Source organism: Bradyrhizobium sp. SZCCHNS3016 (assembly GCF_032484535.1).
GTDB lineage: Bacteria > Pseudomonadota > Alphaproteobacteria > Rhizobiales > Xanthobacteraceae > Bradyrhizobium.
Window position 1 is genome coordinate 322,061 of sequence record NZ_JAUETE010000003.1, and the last position, 21,520, is coordinate 343,580.

Sequence of the window (21,520 nt, forward strand, 5' to 3'; positions counted from 1 at the left end):
ATTGTTTCCTGCTCAATCTAGCCGAAGACGGCGCGCGGGGTTGTTGTAAAATGGGCACAAGTTTGCCTCGATGACCGTTCGGTGGTTAGTTGCCGTCACCGTGAGATCAGTTCAACGCGGAGGCCCATGAAGGTATCTGCTGCTCGCCGGGATGACGACGACGAGGACGGCGAGGTTGCGCAGGATGGCGCTCTGTCGGTCCGCCGCTGTGTGATGACGGCATTGCTGATCTTCGCGATCGCGCACGTCGTGCTGATGATCGGGCTCGCCTCGCCGCCGAAATTCGTCTTCGACGAGGTGCATTACGTCCCGGCGGCGCGGCAGATGCTGGGACTGGCGCCGGCGACGCCGCAGCTCAACCCGATGCATCCGCCGCTCGCCAAGGAGCTGATTGCACTGTCGATCAGGACGTTCGGCGACAACGCCTTCGCATGGCGCTATCCCGGTACCGTGCTCGGCGGGCTCGCAGTTGCCGCGATCTATCTGTGCGGCCTGGCGCTGTTCGCGGCGCAATGGCCTGCCATCGCAGCGGCGCTGCTCGCGGCCTTCAACCAGATGCTGTTCGTGCAGGCGCGCATCGCGATGCTCGACATCGGCGCGCTCGCCTTCAGCCTGCTCGGGATCGCGGCCTTTCTGTTTTCGTTCAGGCAGCGCCGGCCGCAGATCGTGTTCGCGCTGGCGGGAGCGCTGTTCGGCCTTGCGATCGCCTGCAAATGGAGCGGGCTGTTTCCGCTCTTGACGGCGCTTCTCATCATCGGTCTCATCAAGCTGTTGCAGCACTGGCAGACCTCGTTCGGCGATGGCGAGCCGACCGACTGGTATCGGCCCGAGCAATGGCCGCAACTGAGCTGGCTGCAGATCGTGCTGTGCCTCGTCGCAATGCCGGCCGTTTGCTATCTCGCGACCTTCGTCCCGCTGCATGGCCTGTCCGTCATCGGCATCTTCGAAGCGCAGCGGCGCATCTTCGCCGACAGCGTCACCACGGCGATCGCCGGCCATACCTACATGAGCGCGTGGCCGACCTGGCCGTTGCTGGTCCGTCCGGTCTGGTTCCTGTTCGACAAGACCAGCGACACCGACATCGCCGCGGTGGTGCTGCTCGGCAATCCGCTGGTGCTGTGGCCGGCACTTGCCGCGCTCGGCATCTGCGTCCGGGATTTCATCGCGACGCGCAGCGCGGCGGCGTTCCTGATCCTGGCGTTCTATCTCGGCTGCTATCTGCCCTGGGCGCTGCTGCCGCGCGCGCTGAGCTTCATCTACTACTACCTGCCGTCGGCGATGCTGGCGAGCCTCGCGCTCGTCCATGCGCTGAGCCGCTGGCCGCGCTGGGTGCTGTTGAGCTATGTCGCCGTGGTGGTGCTGGGCTTCGTCGCGATGCTGCCGGTCAGCGCCGCCTTCATCGGCACGACGATGCAGACCTTCACCCGGCTGATGCTGTTCCAGAGCTGGATCTGAAGTGCGGACAAAAAAGCGCCCCGCCTGCCAGGGACCGTGGGCAGGCGGGGCGATGCGCGGCGGAGCGCTCACTTCGCCGCGGTCTTGGTGTCCATGTTGACGACCTGGACCCGCCGGTTGAGCGGATCGGCCGGGTTGGCCGTGTCCTTGAGCTTGGTCTTGCCATAGCCGACCGTGACGAGGTCCTGGCCGGCGAGGGCGAACTTCTCGACCAGATAGCGCTTGATGGTGTCGGCACGGCGCTCGGAGAGGTCCTGGTTGAAGCCGTCGCTGCCGATGCCATCGGTATGGCCGGCGACCACGAAGGTCGAGCCCTTCAGGTTCGGATCGGACAGCGCCTTGCCGAGTTCCTGCACGGCCGGCATCGAGGCCTTGCTGATCTCGGCCGAGTTGTAGTCGAACTGGATCTCGAGATCGATCTTGGGCTTGGTCGCCGCGATCTCGGCGATCTGCTCGCGCTCGCCGAGCGACAGCGAGCGGGTCTTGCGGTTGCGCATGCTGTCGATGAAGGCCGCCTGCTTCGCCTGCGCTGCCGCGTCGGCCTGCGGGGTCGCCTGCGGTCCGACCGAAATGCCGCGCGTCACGGCCTTCGGCTTCAGCGCGTTGAGGATCTTGTCGGCCGACACGGCCTCGCCGGCGAGGGCGGTGCCTGCGCCGATCGCCAGCATGGCGGAGAACGCCGCCGCCTGAACTGCAAAGCGTCCAAAATATGGGGTCATCGTCGTTATCCTCGTGTCGTCATGCCCTATGGCCATTGGATGCGGGAACGATAGAACGGGTTCAAAGCGCCAAATGTGATCGACGTCACGTTGCCGGACCGGGCGGCCCTTGAGGGGCGAAGCGCGTGGTCCGCGGGACGCGCCGCGCGCTGCCGCAAAGCGATCGGCAGGTGGCCGGTCCGCGAACAACAAATCGGCCAGATGCGGTTCTACCGGATAGCGTTCGCCGGGAAAAAATCGCAAACCTGAAGGACGCGAACGGCGACTGGATTCGTAGTCTAAGAAACGCAAACAGAAAAGCAGAGCCGTGTTCAACCCATCGCACAGGCGCGACTATCAGTCCCATCGGGCGAGCAGTCAGGATCAGACGGGATCAGCCGGTTCTATGTCGACGCTGATCGGGGCTGGCATCATTGCGGCATCGATCCTGCTGTCGACGCTGATCACCGCGGTCGGCAACCGCTATGTCGGCTTGGAAAGTCCGGCCGAGGATACGGCCTGGCTGGTCGACCGCCTGACCGGCCGCATCTACAAGTGCCGTGCGCCCGATCCCGGCCGCGCCAGCTGCAAGGCCGAGATCGCCACCGGCAGCATTCCGGACAAGTCCAAGCCTTGAGGTTCCGCAAGGGGATCTCGCCGGCCTGATTTGCCGTTGCGGGAGCGGGGGCGAATCTCGCACCATTGCGCGGCATGCCCGCCGTTTCCACGCCCATCCCGCTCTCCAAGCCGCAGGCGCGCCGGATCTGGCTGCGCGCGCAGCGGCTCGATGCCGAGGCGCCGTTCGGCGCGGGCCCCGAGGCCGTCGCCGCCGCCATTGCCCATCTCGGCTATGTGCAGATCGACACCATCAACGTGATCGAGCGCTGCCATCACCACATCCTGTTCAGCCGCATTCCCGCCTATCGCCGCGCCGATCTCAGGCAGGCGCAGAGCACCGACAAGACCGTCTTCGAATATTGGACCCACGCGCTGTCCTACATCCCGCTGCAGGACTTCCGCTACTTCGTTCCGGCGATGCGCCGCTACCGCCGCGAGGGCCATCGCTGGCTCACGACCGTGAAGCCCGAGGATACGCGCAAGGTCATGCGGCTGATCCGCCAAGGCGGCGCGCTGACGATCCGCGACATCGACGACGACGTGCTGCGCGAGAAGGACCACGCCTGGGCCAGCCGCAAGCCGTCGAAGCGCGCGCTGCAGCTCGGCTTCTACGAGGGCGTGCTGACGGTGTCGGGCCGCGACGGCATGCTCAAGACCTACGACCTCACCACCCGGCATTTCGGCTGGGAACGGCTGCCGAAGGGCGCCAACGATCGCGAGATCGCAGCCTATCTGCTCGACCGCGGCTTGCGCGCCCAAGGCGTCGTGAGCCTCGATTCGCTCTGCCATCTCAATGCGCCGAGCAAGGCCGCGGTGCGCCGGGTCATCGATGCCAGGGTCCGGCGCGGCGAGCTCGTGCCGGTGACGCTGGAGGGCGCCGGCAGGCAGGAGCACTGGGCGACGCCGGCCGCGCTGGAGGAGCCGATCGACATCAGCTCCGAGCGCGTGCACATCCTGTCGCCGTTCGATCCGCTCATCATCCAGCGCAAGCGGACGCAGGCGATCTTCGACTATGATCATCGCTTCGAGGCCTATGTCCCGAAGGACAAGCGCCTGTTCGGCTATTTCGCGCTGCCAGTGCTGGTCGGCGAGGAGATCGTCGCGGCATTGGACCTGAAGACCGACCGCCAGAACGGCAAGCTCCTGATGCAGAAATGGAGCTGGGTCGGCGAGGGCAAGGCGGCGCGCGGCGACCAGCGCAAGGCGCTGAAGCGGACCATCGAGGACGAGCTGCACCGGTTCCAGCGCTTTCAGCTTGGAGACTGACCCTGGTCGTCGGAGATCCGCTCAGTGCTCTTGATTTGGAAACGAATGTTTCCTAAAAGGAGGGATGACGAGGTCGCAACAGGATTCATCCGAGCGCCGCGGGCCCGGTCGGCCGCGCGAGTTCGATATGGACACCGCCCTGAACAAGGCCCTGGTGGTCTTCAGCGAGCGCGGCTACCACGCCGCGTCGCTGGCAGAATTGCGTGCCGCCATGAAGCTCGCCACCGGCAGCCTGTACAAGGCCTTTGCCGACAAGCGCGCGATCTTCCTGGCGACGTTGGATCATTACATCGCGCGCCGCGACCAGCAGGTGCGCGAGCGCATCGATGCGCAGCCCAGAGGCCGCGACAAGCTGGTGGCCTTGCTGCAGTTCTACGCGGAATCCGCCAGCGACAGCGAAGGCCGGCGCGGCTGCCTCGTCGTCACCAGCGCGGCCGAACTCGCCACCTTGGATGCGGAGGCCGCCGCCAAGGTCCGCGGAGCGTTTCGGCGGGTCGAGACCCTGTTGCGCGATCTGATCAAGCTGGGCCAGGCGGATGGATCGATCCGGCCGGATCTCGACGCGGAAGTCGTGGCCGGAGCCTTGTTCTGCGTGATCCAGGGATTTCGGGTGGTCGGCAAGACAGGGCGCACGAGGAGCGAGATGATGGCCGTGGCAGACCAGGCTGCCGCCTTGTTCGCGTGATGTCGTGTCTAAATAGGAAACGTTTGTTCTATAATTAGGAGGATGATCCATGACTGAGTTGATGAGTGCCATCTCTACCGAAAGTCCGTCGCGGCTGGTCGCGGCCGAGCCGTTCGGTCGCGCCGATGCGTCGCTGCCGGGCTTTACCCACCGCTTCGAGACCGTCGATGGCGTCCGGTTGCACTATGTCAGCGGTGGCCCGCCGGATGGCGAGGTCGTGGTGCTGCTCGCCGGCTTTCCCGAAAGCTGGTTTGCCTGGCGCAAGCTCATGCCGCTGCTCGCGTCGCGCTATCGGGTCATTGCGCCGGATCTCCCCGGGCAGGGTGACTCGGACCGGCCAGCCGACGGCTACGACACTCAGACCCTGGCCACGGCGGTGCATCGCCTGCTGCAGCAACTCGGCGTCACCAGCTATCATCTGGTGGCCCACGATATCGGTGCGTGGGTGGCCTACCCCTATGCCGTGCTGTTCGAAGCCGAGGTGCGCAGCCTGGCTCTGCTCGATGCGGGAATTCCCGGCGTCACCTTGCCCGAGGCGCTGCCCTTCGCGCCAGACCGCGCGTGGCGCACTTGGCACTTCGCGTTCCACGCCGTCGCGGATCTCCCGGAGATGCTGATCCACGGCCGCGAACGCGACTATCTCGCTTGGTTCCTGCGCCGCAAAGGGGCCAATCCCCAGGCGTTCTCCGAAAGCGATCTCGACGAATACGCCCGCGTGCTGACCAAGGCCGGCGGCTTGCGCGCCGGGCTCGCTTATTATCGTGCCGCTGCACTGTCCGCGCTTCAGAACCGCGAGCTGAAACAAAGGGGCAAGCTGAAGCCGCCGGTGCTCGCCGTCGGTGCCGACCAGGGATCGATCGTGGACATGGCCGCGCCGCTCAGGGAGGTCGCCGATCACGTCGAGGGCATCACCATCTCCTCGTGCGGCCACTACATTCCGGAAGAGCAGCCTGCCGTTCTGGCCGAGGAGCTCAACGCCTTCTTCAGCCGCGCCGGTGCTGGGCCGATCTGAGCTTTCGGTTGATATCGCGGCTTGCCGTTGGCAGGCCTATGCCCAAGCAGGCCGCATCGCGATCCGGTCGATCCAGATGCCGAGCAGGATGCCGACGACGCGGATGAGCATCTCGGGCGAGGAGGGGTCATGCGCGCGCCGCGCCCCCGCGATGCGCCGACGGGCTGTGGGATTCAGGTTTTCCGATTGACTTGTCGCGACCGGTGCTCAACACCGCCCATCAACTACCAATGTCTGCCATGCTCCGGGGAGGAGATCGATGAGTCCGTCCGCCACCAGTCCGGCCGCGCTTGGCCGCTCCAATATCGAGTCCGCGACCATCCGCGCCATCTCCTGGCGCCTGATCCCGTTCCTGGTGCTGGCCTATTTCTTCTCCTATCTCGACCGGGTCAATCTCGGCTTCGCCGCGCTGACCATGAACGCGGAGCTGAAATTCTCACCGCTGGTGTTCGCCTGGGGTGCGGGCATCTTCTTCATCGGCTATTTCATCTTCGAGGTGCCGAGCAATCTGGCGCTGGAGAGGTTCGGCGCCAGCCGCTGGATCGCGCGCATCATGGTGACCTGGGGCATCATCTCGGCGCTCATGGCGCTGGTCTCGGGCCCGTGGAGCTTCTACACGCTGCGTTTCCTGCTCGGCGTCGCCGAGGCCGGCTTCTTTCCCGGCATCATCCTCTATCTCACTTATTGGTACCCCGCCCAGTATCGCGCGCGCTTCCTCGCCGCCTTCGCGGTTGCCGTGCCGATTTCGACCGTGATCGGCGCGCCGGTCTCCGGCCTGCTGCTCGGCATGCACGGCCTGATGGGATTGCAGGGCTGGCAGTGGCTGTTCATCATCGAGGGCATCCCCTCGGTCATCCTCGGCGTCGTCACCTGGTTCTACCTGACCGACCGGCCGGAGCATGCGACCTGGCTGTCCGCGGAGCAGAAGGCCTGGCTCGCGGCGAAGCTCGAGGCCGAGACTGCGGCGAAGCAGGCCGCCGGCCACATGACGCTCGGCGAGGCGCTGTCGTCACCGAAGGTGATCGTGCTCAGCCTGATCTATTTCGGCTTCGTCGGCGCGCTCTACGGCATGCAGTTCTGGCTGCCGCAGATCGTCAAGGCATTCGGCCTGACCAATGTGCAGACCGGCTTCGTCACCGCGATCCCCTATGCGTTCGGTACCGTTGCGATGATTTTGTGGGCGCGGCATTCCGATGCGACACGCGAGCGCGTGGTGCATGTCGGCGCGCCGCTAATCCTGATCGCGGTGGCGCTGGCCGCATCGAGCGTGATCGGCGATCCCACGCTCACCATGGTCGCGCTCACGGTCGCGGCGATCGGCGTGTTCTGTGTCTTCGGCGTGTTCTGGACGCTGCCGACGGCGTGGCTGTCGGGTACGGCCGCGGCCGGCGCCATCGCGCTGATCAACTCGATCGGCAATCTCGCCGGCTTCGGCGGCCCCTATCTGGTCGGCTGGATCAAGGACACCACCGGCTCCACCACCCACGGCCTGCTCGCGCTGTCGGTGCTGCCGCTGATCGCCGGGCTGCTCGCGTTCTTCGGCGGCCATGAGAGCAAGGTCGAATTCGCCGGGCAGGCGCCCGCGGAGTGAAGCGCACGGTGCATGCCGTGATCGAGATGCGCGGGGGCGACGGCTGTCGCGGTCGCCGCGGCTGACGATGGCGGGCGAGCACATGACGGAGTTCAGAGCTCGCCTGCCGCCACCGAGCACCTGCGGCAACATGTCCAGATGTTCACGAAGTCATGATCAATGACGAATATTGACAATCGTCACTCAACATTCGACACTTCCTCGTAAGAGCAGCGAGGGTGCCCCATGTTGATCCGCCTGATTTTCGCGAGCTATTCCAAGCTGTTGACCGGCCTTGCGCTGGCCACGATGGCCGTCGCCCTGGCCGGGTGCAATGAAACCGTCGCCCAGAAGGCCGAGCCGGTCCGGCCGGTTCTGGTCGCGCCCGTCCATTACGAGGCCGAGACGCCCGAGCGTAGCTTCGTCGGCACCATCCGGCCGCGCATCGAGGCCGATATCGGCTTCCGCGTCGCCGGCAAGGTCGCCAAGCGCCTGGTCGAGGTCGGCCAGACCGTGGAGGTCGGCCAGCCGCTCGCCACGCTCGACGAGGTCGACCTGAAGCTGCAGGCCGAGCAGGCCGAAGCCGAATTCCGCGCCGCCACCGGCGTGCTGGCGCAGGCCTCCGCTGCCGAGACCCGCGCCAAGGAGCTGCGCGCCAAGGGCTGGACCACGGATGCCCAGATGGACCAGGCCAGGGCGTCCGCCGACGAGGCGAGGGCGCGGCTCAATCGCGCCGAGCGCTCGGTCGAGCTGACACGCAACTCGCTGTCCTATGCGACGCTGGTTGCCGACGCGCGCGGCGTCGTCACCGCGAGCATGATCGAGCCAGGCGTGGTCGTTGCCGCCGGCCAGGCCGCGATCCGTGTCGCGCGCTTTGCCGAGAAGGAAGCCGTTGTCGCGATCCCGGAGACCCTGCTCGAACGCGCCAAGACCGGCAGCGCCTACGTCACATTGTGGTCGGAGGCAAACAAGCAATATGCGGCGAAGCTGCGCGAGATCGCGCCCACCGCCGATTCCGCGACGCGCACCTATCTCGCCAAGTTCTCGCTGCCGGACGCCGGCGACGCCGTCTCGCTCGGCATGACTGCGACGTTGACGCTCGCCGATCCCGCCACCACGCGCGTCGCGCGGCTGCCGCTGTCGGCGCTGTTCAGCGATGGCCGCGATCCGTCGCTCTACGTCGTCAACGACAAGGGCGAGGTGGCGCTGAAGCCGGTGAAGGTGAAGGCCTATGACAGCAAGGACGTGCTCGTCACGTCAGGCGTCGACGAAGGCGACAAGGTCGTGGCGCTCGGCGTGCAGAAGATCGATCCCAGCCAGAGGGTGCGCGTCGTGTCGGCGCTGACGTTCTAGCTCTGCCGTCGTTCCGGGGCGCACGTAGTGCGAACCCGGAACCTCAAGATTCCGGGTTCGATGCTTCGCATCGCCCCGGAATGACGGACGTAACGGTCGTCATCGCTAGGAGTGAAGCGACGGCGCAATCCAGACTGTTTTTTCTGCAGGCGGATTCTGGATTGCTTCCGCCGTCGCCCTTTGGGCTATGGCGGACAGGTCGCTTCTTTCGCAATGACGGTGACTAACAGCAACGGCTCGGACCAGTGATATCGAATCTCGGAGAGCACCCATGAAGCGGTTCAACCTGTCGGCCTGGGCGGTCAATCATCCGCCGCTGGTGCTGTTCCTGATCGTCGCGCTCGGCGTCGCCGGCTTCTTCTCCTATCAGAAGCTCGGCCGCGCCGAAGATCCGTTCTTCACCGTCAAGGTCGTCAACGTCTCGGTGATGTGGCCCGGCGCCACGGCGACTGAGATGCAGAGCCAGGTCGCCGACCCCATCGAGAAGAAGCTGCAGGAGCTGCCTTACTTCGAGAAGGTGCAGACCTATTCGAAGCCGGCCTTCACCGCGATGCAGGTGACCTTCCGCGATTCGACCCCGCCGGCCCAGGTGCCGCACCTGTTCTATCTGATCCGCAAGAAGCTCGACGACGTGCAGTCGTCGCTGCCGTCGGGCATCATCGGTCCGTTCGTCAATGACGAGTTCTCCGACGTCGATTCCATCCTGTTCATGATGACCGGCGACGGCGCCGACTATGCGCAGCTGAAGAAGACCGCCGAAGGCCTGCGCCAGCGCCTGCTGAAGGTCGCCGGCGTCACCAAGGTCAATCTCTACGGCACCCAGGACGAGCGCATCTATGTCGAGTTCAGCCATGCCAAGCTCGCCACCCTCGGCATCACGCCGCAGGCGCTGTTCGATTCGCTTGCCAAGCAGAACAATGTGACCCCGGCCGGCACGGTCGAAACTTCGTCGCAGCGCGTGCCGCTGCGCGTCACCGGCGCGCTCGACGGCGCCAAGGCGGTCGCGGAGACGCCGGTCGAAAGCAACGGACGCGTGTTCCGGCTCGGCGATATCGCCACCGTCAGCCACGGCTTCGTCGATCCGCCGAGCTTCAAGGTGCGGCAGGAGGGCAAGCCCGCGCTCGGCATCGGCGTCGTCACGGCCAAGGAGGCCAACATCCTGGAGCTCGGCAAGGACGTCCATGCCGCCGCCGACGACTTCATGAAGGCCGTGCCGCAGGGCATCGAGATCGAGCAGATCGCCGACCAGCCCAAGGTGGTCGAGCACGCCGTCAGCGAGTTCGTGCACTCGTTCGTCGAAGCGCTGGTGATCGTGCTGTTCGTGTCGTTCCTGGCGCTCGGCTGGCGCACCGGCATCGTCGTGGCACTGTCGGTGCCGCTGGTGCTCGGGCTCGTCTTCATCGTCATGAACATCATGGGGCTCAACCTGCATCGCATCTCGCTCGGAGCCCTCATCATCGCGCTCGGCCTCCTGGTGGACGATGCCATCATCGCGGTCGAGATGATGGTGGTGAAGATGGAGCAGGGCTGGGACCGGATGCGCGCCGCGTCCTTTGCTTGGGAATCCACCGCGTTCCCGATGCTGACCGGAACCCTGGTCACGGCTGCCGGCTTCCTGCCGATCGGCTTCGCCAATTCGGCCGTCGGCGAATATGCCGGCAGCATCTTCTGGATCGTCGCCATCGCGCTGGTCGCGTCCTGGTTCGTCGCCGTGATCTTCACGCCCTATATCGGTGTCAAGCTGCTGCCCGACATGAAGGCCCATCACGGCCATGACGAGCACGCGGTCTACGACACGCGCATGTATCGCGGCCTGCGCGCCATCGTGCGCTGGTGCGTCACGCATCGCATCACCACCGTTGCCGCGACGGTCGGCGTTTTCGCGGCATCGATCGTGGCGTTCGGCCATGTCCAGCAGCAGTTCTTTCCGCTGTCGGAGCGGCCCGAGCTGTTCTTGCAGCTGCGGCTGCCGGAGGGCACCGCCTTCAACGTCACCGAGAAGGCGGCACGCAAGGCCGAAGCGCTCTTGAAGGACGACAAGGACATCGAGACCTACACCGCCTATGTCGGGCAGGGCTCGCCGCGCTTCTGGCTCGGTCTCAACCCGCAACTGCCGAACGAAGCCTTCGCCGAGATCGTGATCGTCGCCAAGGACGTCGCCGCGCGCGAGCGCATCAAGGCCAAGATCGAGACCGCGGCTGCGAATGGCGAGCTGAACGAAGCGCGCGTCCGGGTCGATCGCTTCAATTTCGGTCCGCCGGTCGGCTTCCCCGTCCAGTTCCGCATCATCGGCCCCGATGCGGCCAAGGTGCGCGAGATCGCCTACCAGGTGCGCGACGTCATGCGCCAGAACCCGAACGTCAGGGATCCGCAGCTCGACTGGAACGAGCAGTCGCCCTACCTCAAGCTGGTCGTCGACCAGGATCGTGCCCGCGCACTTGGCCTGACCCCGCAGGACGTGTCGCAGTCGCTGGCGATGCTGATCTCCGGCGTGCAGGTCACGACCATCCGCGACGGCATCGAGAAGGTCGGCGTCGTCGCGCGTGCAGCGCCGTCCGAGCGGCTGGATCTCGCCCATGTCGGCGACCTCACCATCACCTCGAAGAACGGCGTCGCGGTGCCGCTGCAGCAGATCGCCAGGATCGAGTATTCCCACGAGGAGCCGATCCTGTGGCGGCGCAACCGCGACATGGCGATCACCGTGCGCGCCGACGTGGCGGACGGAGTCCAGGCGCCCGATGTCACCAACCAGATCTCGCCGAAGCTACAGGATATCCGCAACCACCTCGAGCCCGCTTACCGGATCGAGGCCGGCGGCGCGTTCGAGGAATCCGCCAAGGGCAATGCCTCGATCTTCGTGCTGTTTCCGCTGATGGTCATCGTGATGCTGACCCTGCTGATGATCCAGCTGCAGAGCTTCTCGCGGCTGATCCTGGTGTTCCTGACCGCGCCGCTCGGCATCGTCGGCGCCTCGCTCGGGCTCAACGTCGCCAACGCGCCGTTCGGCTTCGTGGCGCTGCTCGGCCTGATCGCGCTGGCCGGCATGATCATGCGCAACGCGGTGATCCTGGTCGATCAGATCGAGACCGACGTCGCCCATGGCCTGACCCGCAGGGAGGCGATCATCGAGGCCACGGTGCGCCGCGCCCGGCCCGTGGTGCTCACCGCGCTGGCCGCGATCCTCGCCATGATCCCGCTGTCGCGCTCGGCGTTCTGGGGCCCGATGGCGATCACCATCATGGGCGGGTTGTTCGTTGCAACCTTTCTCACGCTGCTGTACTTGCCAGGATTGTATGCCCTATGGTTCCGCAAGAGCCTGGACGAGCGCGGAGCGGAGGACGCGGATCATTCCGCAACGCAGCACGTTGACGTGCCGAGGCCCGCGCTTCCTTTGGCCGAGGCCGCCGAATGAAGGACCAACAAGATCGCAGGCATGATGACCCTGGTTTCCGACCATATCGAATCCGATACGCACGAACGCATTCTCGTCGTTGCTGAGCGTCTGTTTCGACAGATCGGCTACCAGAAGACGACCGTCGCCGACATCGCCAAGGAGCTCCGCATGAGCCCGGCGAATGTCTACCGGTTCTTCGATTCCAAGAAGGCGATCCACCGGGGTGTCGCCCGCACGCTGATGGCGCAGGTCGAGGCGGCTGCCATCGCGATCGCGGAGCGGGCGGGGCCTGCGGCGCCACGGCTGCGCGAGCTGCTCGGCACCATTCATCGCATGAACACCGAGCGCTATGTCGGCGACAACAAGCTGCACGAGATGGTCGCGGTGGCGATGGAAGAGAGCTGGGACGTCTGCGAGGCGCACATGCTGCTGATCACCGAGATCATCGGCCGCGTGATCGGGCAGGGCGCGGCCTCCGGCGAATTCGCCGTCACCGATCTGCTGCTGGCGGCAAAATGTGCGACGACCGCGATGATGCGCTTCTTCCATCCGCAGATGATCGCGCAATGCGCGACCAAGCCGGGCCCGACAGTCGACGAGATGATCGATTTCGTGCTGGCAGGGCTTGGTTCCAGGGGCGCTGCAAGCTAAGTTCGCCGTCATTCGAGCGAAGCGACCTGTCCGCCATAGCCCAAAGGGCGACGGCGGAAGCAATCCAGGGCGGCGTGTGCGGCTCTCGCTTGCGCTCCGCGCAATGACGGAAGGGACGGCCGCGTGACTGAACGGGATCTGCATTTCTACGAACCGAAGAACGGCCACGGCCTGCGCCACGATCCCTTCAATGCCATCGTCGCGCCCCGTCCGATCGGCTGGATCTCGTCGCGCGATCCGGACGGTCACGTCAATCTCGCCCCCTACAGCTTCTTCAACGCCTTCAACTACACGCCGCCGATCATCGGCTTCTCCTCGACGCAGTGGAAGGACTCGGTCGCCAACATCCAGGACACCGGCGAGTTCGTCTGGAATCTGGTGACGCGCGACCTGGCGACGCAGATGAATGCGACCGCCGCGCATGTCGCGCGCGAGGTCGACGAGTTCAAGCTCGCGGGCGTCACGCCGGTGCCGTGCAAATTCGTCAACGTGCCGCGGGTCGGCGAAAGCCCCGTGGCGTTCGAGTGCAAAGTGACGCAGATCATTCAGCTGCAGGGCGCCGATGGCGCCAAGGCGCAGGCCTGGCTGACGCTCGGCGAGGTGGTCGGCGTGCATATCGACAAGACGCTGATCAAGGACGGGGTCTATCAGACTGCGCTGGCGCATCCGATCGTCCGCGCCGGCCGTCGCGGCGACTATTTCGAGATCATGCAGGAGGCGATGTTCGAAATGGCGAGGCCCGACTGACGGACTTGCGCCTCTTGAACGCTCCCGCAACTGGAGACCACCCGACGTGACCGAAGCGACCGTCCATGCCGCGCTGTCCGCGCCGACCGAGCCCCGCGGCGATCTCTGCATTCGCACCCTGGCGATGCCGGCCGATACCAATGCCAATGGCGACATCTTCGGCGGCTGGCTGCTCAGCCAGATGGATGTCGGCGGCGGCGTGTACGCCGCCAAGGTCGCGAAGTCGCGCACGGTGACGGTCGCGATCGAGGCGATGAACTTCCGCAAGGCGGTCTATGTCGGCGATCTCGTTTCGGTCTATGCGCATCTCGTCCGCGTCGGCCGCACCTCGATGACGGTGCGTCTCGAAGCCTGGGTGCTGCGCCGGAAGGAGGAGCAGCCGATCCTCGTCACCGACGGCAACTTCACCTACGTCTCGATCGACGACGACGGCCGGCCGCAGCCGATCCGGCGCGACGGGGCGACCACGGCCTGATCGCAATCTTGGTCTCCCGCCAAAATAACATCAGTTAATGCCCGGCATATGCCACTTGCTCGGCATAGGAACCGTGATCCGGCAGCGCGCGTTCATTCGAGCACGCGTTTGCGGCGTCTGTGCCGATCAATCTCGCGCGATGTAGGTCTTGTCCACAGGACAGGCGTCTTTACGATATTTGCAATTTTTGGTTGCTAGAAGTTGCGGTGTCGCGTCTCTGCCTCATTGCGCTCTTCGAGTGGCGCATCGGACGGGCATCGAGGATGGTAGTCCGCTTCCGATCAACAAGGCCAAAAGAGCCAGCCGGAAAAAATTGCCGGCACAGGGAAACGGTGGGGCATGGTGCGCGAACAGGGTGGGAGGAAGTCCATGTCGGACGTCGACGAGAAACTGATCTTGCAGGTCCTGAAGAAGCTGCAGCAGCGGCTTCTCCACGCCGAGCGCAGGATTTGCGTCTACGAGAATCAGCTCAGTGCGTTTCGTGAAGATCAAGTCGAGGTGTTGAAGGATCTGCGCACCATCTATCAGTTGCTCGGTCAGCATCACGATCGCATCGGCGGGGCCGATGCGTCGCTGCGCAGGCCGACGCTCGTCCCGAATGATCCACGCTGATTCGGCCGTGTCGTGACGGCGAAGGCGCGTGCAGCGCAGCCAACATAACATCCACACAATTTCCTGTTGGCATGCAGATCGGATAGCCGGCGGCTCCAGGACCGGAACGTTCGTCATAGAGCCCCGTTATACGCCCCGGAATGAACGACGGGATTTCGCAATGTCCGACACCTATATCATCGAGGTCAGCTCCCAGGCGGCGGGGATCGTCGTCCGCGATCGTGGCGGCTTCCGCTTCTTCGCGGCGTCCCACCGCTTCAATGCCCTCGAGGGCCAGGTGTTTCGCAATGCCCGCGAAGCCGAACGCGCCGCGCTTCGGCTCGTGACCGGCGAGCTGAGCGCAGCCGCCTGAGCGAGCTTGGCGCACGCGGCCCGCCGGCGCACGTCAGCCGGACCGTGCCGCGCCGGACGTGCTCCGAGCCGGCGATTGCTGCGATGCGCCCAATGCTTCGCCGATTGACGCTTGACTCGATCAGCATCACCATGGTGCAGCTTGTCCTGAAAGCTTGCCATGGCCGTCCTTTCCCAACGCCAGACCGACATCCTCAACATCGCCCGCGCCTCCGGCCGCGTCATGGTGGAGGATCTCGCGCGCCGCTTCGAGGTCTCGGCCCAGACCATCCGCAAGGACCTCAATGATCTGTGCGAGCAGCGCGCGCTGACGCGCATCCATGGCGGCGCCATCATCGCCTCCGGCGTCGAGAATCTCGCCTACGAGGCGCGGCGCTTCGTCGCTGCCGACGAGAAGAAGGCGATCGGCGCGGTCGCCGCCGCGCGGATTCCGAACGGCTCCTCGCTCTTCATCAACATCGGCACCACGACGGAGGAGGTGGCGAGCGCGCTGTCGTCGCACCAAGACCTGCTCGTCATCACCAACAATCTCAACGTCGCGATGCTGCTCTATCCGCATCCGCGCATCGAGGTGATCGTGGCCGGCGGCACCGTGCGACGCTCGGATGGCGGCGTGATCGGATCGACGGCGACGCAGCTGATAGGCCAGTTCAAGGTCGACTACGCGATCATCGGCGCATCCGCGATCGACGAGGAGGGCGCGCTGCTCGACTTCGACTATCGCGAGGTGCAGGTCGCCCAGGCCATCATCGCCAATGCCCGCAGCGTGATGCTGGTCGCCGATTCCACCAAGCTTCATCGCAGCGCGCCGGTGCGCATCGCCCATCTCAGCCAGATCCAGACCTTCGTCACCGACCGGCCACTGCCGGACGGACTGGCCAGCCTCTGCCATAGCCGCGGCATCGAGGTGGTCTCGGCGATGTCCGCCGACGAGGCCGACGACGCCGCAGAGGCAACCGAAACGGCGGGGTCCGCCGTGCTCCGCCGCGCCTGACTTTCCGCCACTCTCGCAGGCTCCTTGATCCCGGTTTGGGCAGGTTTTGCCCAACCGCGGCCCAACATGCGAATTTCGATTTGCTTTCACTTTCGTTTGTGATTAACTCGAAACCGAAAGTGAAATCGCCGCAGTCAAGGCGATTGCCGGGGGATGCGTCTGTTGGAGCGGATCTACGACCTCGCCATTATCGGAGGCGGCGTGAACGGTTGCGGCATCGCGCGCGATGCGGCCGGACGCGGAAATTCCGTTTTCCTTTGTGAAATGAACGATCTGGCGAGCGGAACCTCGTCTTGGTCCACCAAGCTCGTGCATGGCGGCCTGCGCTATCTCGAATATTACGAGTTCCGGCTGGTCCGCGAGGCGCTGATCGAGCGCGAAATCCTGTGGCAGATCGCGCCCCACATCATCCGTCCGTTGCGTTTCGTGCTGCCGCATCATTCGGGCCTGCGCCCGGCCTGGCTGCTGCGCCTCGGCCTGTTCCTCTATGATCATCTCGGCGGCCGCAAGCTGCTGCCGCCGACGCGGTCGGTGAACCTGCGCAGCGACGAGGTCGGCCGCCCCTTGATCCCCGGGCGCTACAGCAAGGGCTTCGAGTATTCCGACTGCTTCGTCGACGATGCGCGTCTGGTCGTGCTGACCGCGCGCGATGCCGTCGACCGCGGCGCCGTCATCCGCACCCGCACGCGCGCGATCGAAATCCGGCAGGATGGCAGCCATTGGCTGGTCACCACCGAGAACACGCAGACCGGCGAGCGCGAGACCATCAAGGCGCGCGCGCTGGTCAATGCCGCCGGTCCCTGGGTCGAGCAGGTGCTGGCGATCGGCGCCGGCGTCAATGCGAAAGCGAAAGTGCGGCTGGTGCAGGGGTCGCACATCGTGGTGCGCAAGCTCTATGACCACGACCGCGCCTACATCTTCCAGAACGCCGACGGCCGCATCATCTTCGCCATTCCCTATCAGCAGGATTTCACGCTGATCGGCACCACCGATCGCGACTATCAGGGCGATCCGGCCAAGGTGAAGGCGACCGACGAGGAGATCGCCTATCTCTGCGCCGCGCTCGGCGAATATCTCGCCAAGCCGGTGACGCCGGCCGACGTGGTCTGGAGCTATTCCGGCGTGCGTCCGCTCTATGACGATGGCGCCAGCGAGGCCAAGGCGGCGACCCGCGACTACGTGTTCGAGCTCGATACGCCCGGCGGCTTGCCGCTGCTGTCGATCTATGGCGGCAAGATCACCACCTACCGGCGCCTGTCGGAAGAGGCGCTGGAGCGTCTCGCGCCCTATGTGAAAGGTGGCAAGGCGGAGGAGGGGTGGACCGGCAAGGCGCCGCTGCCCGGCGGCGACATGAAGGTTTCGGCCGTTGCGCCGTTGATTGCGGATCTCCGCAAGACCTATCCGTTCCTGTCGGATGCACATGCGAAGCGGATCGCCCATGCCTATGGCACGCGGGCTGCGGCCATGCTCGCCGGTGCGACATCTTTGGCCGATCTCGGCCAGGATTTCGGTGGCACCTTGACGGAGCGTGAAGTCAGGTACCTGATGACGAACGAGTGGGCGTTGACGGCCGAGGACATCGTGTGGCGTCGATCGAAGCTGGGGTTGCGGATGTCGGCGGCTGAGATCGCCGCGCTCGATGCGTGGATCACAGCCAATCGCGAACGCTCCGCCGTGCCGGCGCGTGAGGCGGGAGGGCGCGCATGAGCGTCACGCTCGATCACGTCTCCCGAATCGTCGACGGCGTGACCACCATTCGCGACGTCTCGCTGACGTTGCAGCGCGGCACGCTGAGCGTGCTGCTCGGGCCAACGCTGTCCGGCAAGACCTCGATCATGCGACTGCTCGCCGGCCTCGACCGGCCGACCACGGGGCGGGTGCTGGTCGACGGCAAGGACGTCACCGGCGCCGACGTGCGGCAGCGCTCGGTCGCAATGGTCTATCAGCAGTTCATCAACTATCCCTCGCTCTCGGTCTATGAGAACATCGCTTCGCCGCTGCGCGTGCAAGGCAAGTCGCGCCAGGAGATCGAGAAGCGCGTGGCGGAAGCCGCCCGGCTGCTGCGGCTCGAGCCCTATCTGAAGCGCACGCCGCTGCAGCTCTCCGGCGGCCAGCAGCAGCGCACGGCGATTGCGCGCGCACTGGTGAAGGGGGCGGACCTCGTGCTGCTGGACGAGCCGCTCGCCAATCTCGACTACAAGCTGCGCGAGGAGCTGCGGACCGAGCTGCCGCGCATCTTCGAGGCATCCGGCGCAATCTTCGTCTATGCTACCACCGAGCCCTCGGAGGCGCTGCTGCTCGGCGGCCGCACCATCTGCATGTGGGAAGGGCAGGCGCTGCAGGCCGGCGACACCGCGGCCGTGTATCGCCGACCCGACACCTTGCGTGTCGGCCAGGTATTCTCGGATCCGCCGATGAACACGGTCGAGATCCAGAAGCGCGGCGAGAGCGTGGAGTATGCCGGCGGGGTCAAGGCGCCGGCGGTCGGCCTCTATGCCGCTCTGCCGGACGGCGCCTATCGCGTCGGCTTTCGCCCGCATCAGCTCGGGCTTGGCAAAGGCGACGGCAGCCACGGCCGCCATGCCTTTCCCGCGACCGTCTCGGTCACCGAGATCACGGGATCGGAGAGCTTCGTGCATCTGACGCGCGGCGATATGAACTGGGTCGCGGTGCTGCACGGCGTCCATGAATACGAGCCCGGCGAGGTCCTCGACGCCGTGCTCGATCCTGCCAATGTGTTCGTGTTCGACGCCGGCGACCGTCTGGTCGCGGCGCCGGCGATCTGAGGGAGATGCCGCATGGCCCGCATTGACCTCGTCGATCTCGCCCACGCCTATAACGGTAACAGCGGCGATATCGAAAGCTACGCGCTGAAACCGGTGACGATGACCTGGCGCCAGGGCGGCGCCTATGCGCTGCTCGGCCCGTCCGGCTGCGGAAAGACCACACTGCTCAACCTGATCTCCGGCATCCTGACGCCCTCGCACGGCAAGATCCTGTTCGACGGCAAGGACATCACCAAAGCCTCGACCCGCGAACGCAACATCGCGCAGGTGTTCCAGTTTCCGGTCATCTACGACACGATGACGGTGGGCGAAAATCTTGCGTTTCCTCTGAAGAACCGCGGCGTGCCAAGGGCCGAGATCGACAAGCGCGTTGCAGAGATCGCGCGTCTGCTCGATCTCACACCGGACCTCAACCGCAAGGCCACGCGCTTGACCGCCGACGCCAAGCAGAAGATCTCGCTCGGCCGCGGTCTGGTTCGCTCCGACGTCGCCGCCGTCTTGTTCGACGAGCCGCTGACCGTGATCGATCCCGAGCTGAAATGGCAGCTGCGCTCCAAGCTGAAGGCGCTGCATCGCGAACTCGACCTGACGATGATCTACGTCACCCACGACCAGACGGAGGCGCTGACCTTCGCCGACACCGTCGTCGTGATGCATGACGGCCGCGTCGTGCAGAGCGGCACGCCGGCCGAGCTGTTCGACAAGCCCGCGCATACGTTCGTGGGCTATTTCATCGGCTCGCCCGGCATGAACATCCTCTCGGCCGAGGTGAAGGGACGTGAAGCCCGCATCGACGGTCACACCCTGACGCTGGCGCGCAGCTACGACGCGCTGCCGGCCGGAGCCAAGATCGAGATCGGCGTCCGTCCGGAATTCGTCGATGTCGCTCAGCCCGGACCCGGCCTGCTCGATGCCAATATCGAGCGCGTCGACGATCTCGGCCGCATCCGCTTCGCGCGCGTCCGTGTCGGCGACGTCAAGTTCGCCGCGCGACTGCCGGCCGGCTTCTCGCCGCAGGGCTCGGCGATCGGGCTGAAGTTCAATCCCGCCTATGTCCACGTCTATGCCGACAGCCGTCTCGTCGAGGGAGCCTGAGTGATGGACAAGACCATCAACAACAAGGCCTGGTTCCTGGTGCTGCCGGTGTTCCTGCTGGTCGCGTTCTCCGCCGTGCTGCCGCTGATGACGGTGGTGAACTATTCGATGCAGGACACGTTCGGCAACAACCAGTTCTTCTGGAACGGTGTCGGCTGGTTCAAGGAGCTGCTCGATCCCTCGACCGATCTCGGCGGCCGCTTCCTCGCCTCGCTCGGGCGCAACCTGATCTTCTCGCTCGCAATCCTGGCCATCGAGGTGCCGCTCGGCATCGTCGTGGCGCTGTCGATGCCGCGGGGCGGATGGACCGTGGCCTTCTGCCTCGTCGTGCTGGCGCTGCCGCTCTTGATTCCGTGGAACGTGGTCGGCACCATCTGGCAGATTTTCGGCCGGCCCGACATCGGCCTGCTTGGCTATGCGTTGACGAGCGTAGGCATCGACTACAATTACGTGTCCAACGATCTCGATGCCTGGGCCACCGTCATCGTGATGGACGTGTGGCACTGGACCAGCCTGGTGGCGCTGCTGTGCTATGCCGGCCTGAAGTCGATCCCCGACGCCTATTATCAGGCTGCGCAGATCGACGGCGCCTCGCGCTGGGCGGTGTTTACCGCAATCCAGCTGCCAAAGATGCATCGCGTGCTGCTGATCGCCGTGCTGCTGCGCTTCATGGACAGCTTCATGATCTACACCGAGCCGTTCGTCGTCACCGGCGGCGGACCGGGCAATTCGACGACCTTCATCTCGATCGAGCTCGTCAAGATCGCGCTCGGCCAGTTCGACCTCGGCAAGGCGGCGGCGCTATCGCTGGTCTACAATCTGATCATCCTCATCGTGTGCTGGGTGTTCTACACCATCATGACCAATGCCGGCGCCGATCGCCGGCCGGTGAAGGGGGGCGCGTGATGAACACCATTCCGGGCCGTCGCATCATCATCTCGCTGTTCCTGGTCTTCCTGCTGTTGCCGATCTACTGGCTCGTCAACATGAGCTTCAAGACCAACAACGAGATCGTCACAACGATGACGCTCTGGCCGCATCAGCCGACGCTGGCCAACTACATGCGCATCTTCACCGACGAGAGCTGGTATTCCGGCTACATCAACTCACTGAAATACGTGATCATCAACACGGTGATCTCGATCCTCGTGGCGCTGCCGGCGGCCTATGCGTTCTCGCGCTACCGCTTCCTCGGCGACAAGCACCTGTTCTTCTGGCTGCTGTCGAACCGCATGGCGCCGGCCGCGGTCTACGCGCTGCCGTTCTTCAATCTGTACTCGGCGATCGGCCTGTTCGATACGCCGTGGGCGGTCGCGCTGGCGCATTGCATCTTCAACATCCCGCTCGCGGTCTGGATCCTCGAAGGCTTCGTCTCGTCGGTGCCGCGCGAGATCGACGAGACGGCGTTCCTCGACGGTTACTCGTTTCCGCGCTTCTTCGTGAAGATCCTGGTGCCGCTGATCGCGAGCGGCATCGGCGTCGCCGCCTTCTTCTGCTTCATGTTCTCCTGGGTCGAACTGCTGCTCGCGCGCACGCTGACCTCCGTCGACGCCAAGCCGATCTCGGCGGTGATGACGCGCACGGTCTCGGCGTCCGGCATGGATTGGGGCCTGCTCGCTGCTGCCGGCGTGCTGACCATCATCCCCGGCGCGCTCGTCATTTGGTTCGTCCGCAACTACATCGCGCGCGGCTTCGCGCTGGGACGGGTGTGATGACGCACGCTTGTTGCCACGGCCTCCGTTCCGCCTCCCCCGCTTG

Annotated in this window: 20 protein-coding genes; 19 read left to right on the forward strand and 1 reads right to left on the reverse strand. The window is 65.2% G+C overall.

Annotated features, from left to right (window positions below; all coding sequences use genetic code 11):
• Window positions 1-126: 126 nt before the first annotated feature.
• Window positions 127-1,455, forward strand: a complete 1,329-nt coding sequence (locus QW881_RS08985; protein WP_315756971.1) for a phospholipid carrier-dependent glycosyltransferase — start codon at window positions 127-129, stop codon at window positions 1,453-1,455.
• Between the two features lie 68 nt (window positions 1,456-1,523).
• Here QW881_RS08985 and QW881_RS08990 read toward each other — a convergent pair whose 3' ends face one another.
• A complete protein-coding gene (locus tag QW881_RS08990) occupies window positions 1,524-2,174 on the reverse strand; it encodes an OmpA family protein (protein WP_316158244.1) in 651 nt (216 codons plus the stop codon).
• Between the two features lie 385 nt (window positions 2,175-2,559).
• Here QW881_RS08990 and QW881_RS08995 point away from each other — a divergent pair, with 385 nt between their 5' ends.
• The 18 genes from QW881_RS08995 (at window position 2,560) to QW881_RS09080 (ending at window position 21,474) form a co-directional block, all read left to right on the forward strand.
• Window positions 2,560-2,790: a hypothetical protein gene (locus QW881_RS08995; RefSeq protein WP_315756972.1), complete on the forward strand. Its 231-nt coding sequence runs from the start codon at window positions 2,560-2,562 to the stop codon at window positions 2,788-2,790.
• 74 nt (window positions 2,791-2,864) lie between these two features.
• On the forward strand, window positions 2,865-4,037 hold the full coding sequence (locus QW881_RS09000) for a winged helix-turn-helix domain-containing protein (protein ID WP_316158246.1): 1,173 nt from the start codon (window positions 2,865-2,867) through the stop codon (window positions 4,035-4,037).
• Window positions 4,038-4,164: 127 nt separating this feature from the next.
• Window positions 4,165-4,722 (forward strand): TetR/AcrR family transcriptional regulator, encoded by a 558-nt coding sequence (locus QW881_RS09005; RefSeq protein ID WP_315756974.1) that lies wholly within the window; start codon window positions 4,165-4,167, stop codon window positions 4,720-4,722.
• 49 nt (window positions 4,723-4,771) lie between these two features.
• Window positions 4,772-5,734 carry an alpha/beta hydrolase gene (locus QW881_RS09010; protein ID WP_315756975.1) on the forward strand — a complete coding sequence of 321 codons (963 nt, stop codon included), beginning with the start codon at window positions 4,772-4,774 and terminating at the stop codon, window positions 5,732-5,734.
• 259 nt (window positions 5,735-5,993) lie between these two features.
• On the forward strand, window positions 5,994-7,325 hold the full coding sequence (locus tag QW881_RS09015; protein WP_315756976.1) for an MFS transporter: 1,332 nt from the start codon (window positions 5,994-5,996) through the stop codon (window positions 7,323-7,325).
• Between the two features lie 225 nt (window positions 7,326-7,550).
• On the forward strand, window positions 7,551-8,657 hold the full coding sequence (locus tag QW881_RS09020; RefSeq protein WP_315756977.1) for an efflux RND transporter periplasmic adaptor subunit: 1,107 nt from the start codon (window positions 7,551-7,553) through the stop codon (window positions 8,655-8,657).
• Window positions 8,658-8,928: 271 nt separating this feature from the next.
• Complete coding sequence (locus QW881_RS09025; protein WP_315756978.1) at window positions 8,929-12,069, forward strand: efflux RND transporter permease subunit; 3,141 nt, start codon at window positions 8,929-8,931, stop codon at window positions 12,067-12,069.
• Window positions 12,070-12,093: 24 nt separating this feature from the next.
• The gene (locus tag QW881_RS09030; RefSeq protein ID WP_315738721.1) at window positions 12,094-12,702 is read left to right on the forward strand and encodes a TetR/AcrR family transcriptional regulator; all 609 of its coding nucleotides are present in this window, start codon (window positions 12,094-12,096) and stop codon (window positions 12,700-12,702) included.
• A gap of 123 nt (window positions 12,703-12,825) precedes the next feature.
• Window positions 12,826-13,449, forward strand: coding sequence for a flavin reductase family protein (locus tag QW881_RS09035; RefSeq protein WP_315756979.1), 624 nt, complete (start codon window positions 12,826-12,828; stop codon window positions 13,447-13,449).
• A gap of 46 nt (window positions 13,450-13,495) precedes the next feature.
• Window positions 13,496-13,924 carry an acyl-CoA thioesterase gene (locus QW881_RS09040; protein WP_315756980.1) on the forward strand — a complete coding sequence of 143 codons (429 nt, stop codon included), beginning with the start codon at window positions 13,496-13,498 and terminating at the stop codon, window positions 13,922-13,924.
• Window positions 13,925-14,293: 369 nt separating this feature from the next.
• Window positions 14,294-14,536 (forward strand): hypothetical protein, encoded by a 243-nt coding sequence (locus QW881_RS09045; RefSeq protein WP_315738400.1) that lies wholly within the window; start codon window positions 14,294-14,296, stop codon window positions 14,534-14,536.
• A gap of 160 nt (window positions 14,537-14,696) precedes the next feature.
• Complete coding sequence (locus QW881_RS09050) at window positions 14,697-14,888, forward strand: hypothetical protein (RefSeq protein ID WP_315738399.1); 192 nt, start codon at window positions 14,697-14,699, stop codon at window positions 14,886-14,888.
• Window positions 14,889-15,047: 159 nt separating this feature from the next.
• Entirely contained in the window at window positions 15,048-15,881 is an 834-nt protein-coding gene (locus tag QW881_RS09055; RefSeq protein ID WP_315750374.1) for a DeoR/GlpR family DNA-binding transcription regulator, read from the forward strand.
• Window positions 15,882-16,034: 153 nt separating this feature from the next.
• Window positions 16,035-17,588 (forward strand): glycerol-3-phosphate dehydrogenase, encoded by a 1,554-nt coding sequence (glpD, locus tag QW881_RS09060; RefSeq protein WP_315756981.1) that lies wholly within the window; start codon window positions 16,035-16,037, stop codon window positions 17,586-17,588.
• The gene (locus tag QW881_RS09065) at window positions 17,585-18,667 is read left to right on the forward strand and encodes an ABC transporter ATP-binding protein (protein ID WP_315756982.1); all 1,083 of its coding nucleotides are present in this window, start codon (window positions 17,585-17,587) and stop codon (window positions 18,665-18,667) included. Before glpD ends, QW881_RS09065 begins: the two co-directional genes overlap by 4 nt.
• Window positions 18,668-18,679: 12 nt before the next feature.
• Entirely contained in the window at window positions 18,680-19,762 is a 1,083-nt protein-coding gene (locus tag QW881_RS09070) for an ABC transporter ATP-binding protein (RefSeq protein WP_315756983.1), read from the forward strand.
• Window positions 19,763-19,765: 3 nt separating this feature from the next.
• Window positions 19,766-20,668 carry a sugar ABC transporter permease gene (locus QW881_RS09075; RefSeq protein ID WP_315756984.1) on the forward strand — a complete coding sequence of 301 codons (903 nt, stop codon included), beginning with the start codon at window positions 19,766-19,768 and terminating at the stop codon, window positions 20,666-20,668.
• Window positions 20,668-21,474 carry a carbohydrate ABC transporter permease gene (locus QW881_RS09080; protein WP_315756985.1) on the forward strand — a complete coding sequence of 269 codons (807 nt, stop codon included), beginning with the start codon at window positions 20,668-20,670 and terminating at the stop codon, window positions 21,472-21,474. Before QW881_RS09075 ends, QW881_RS09080 begins: the two co-directional genes overlap by 1 nt.
• Window positions 21,475-21,520: the final 46 nt, after the last annotated feature.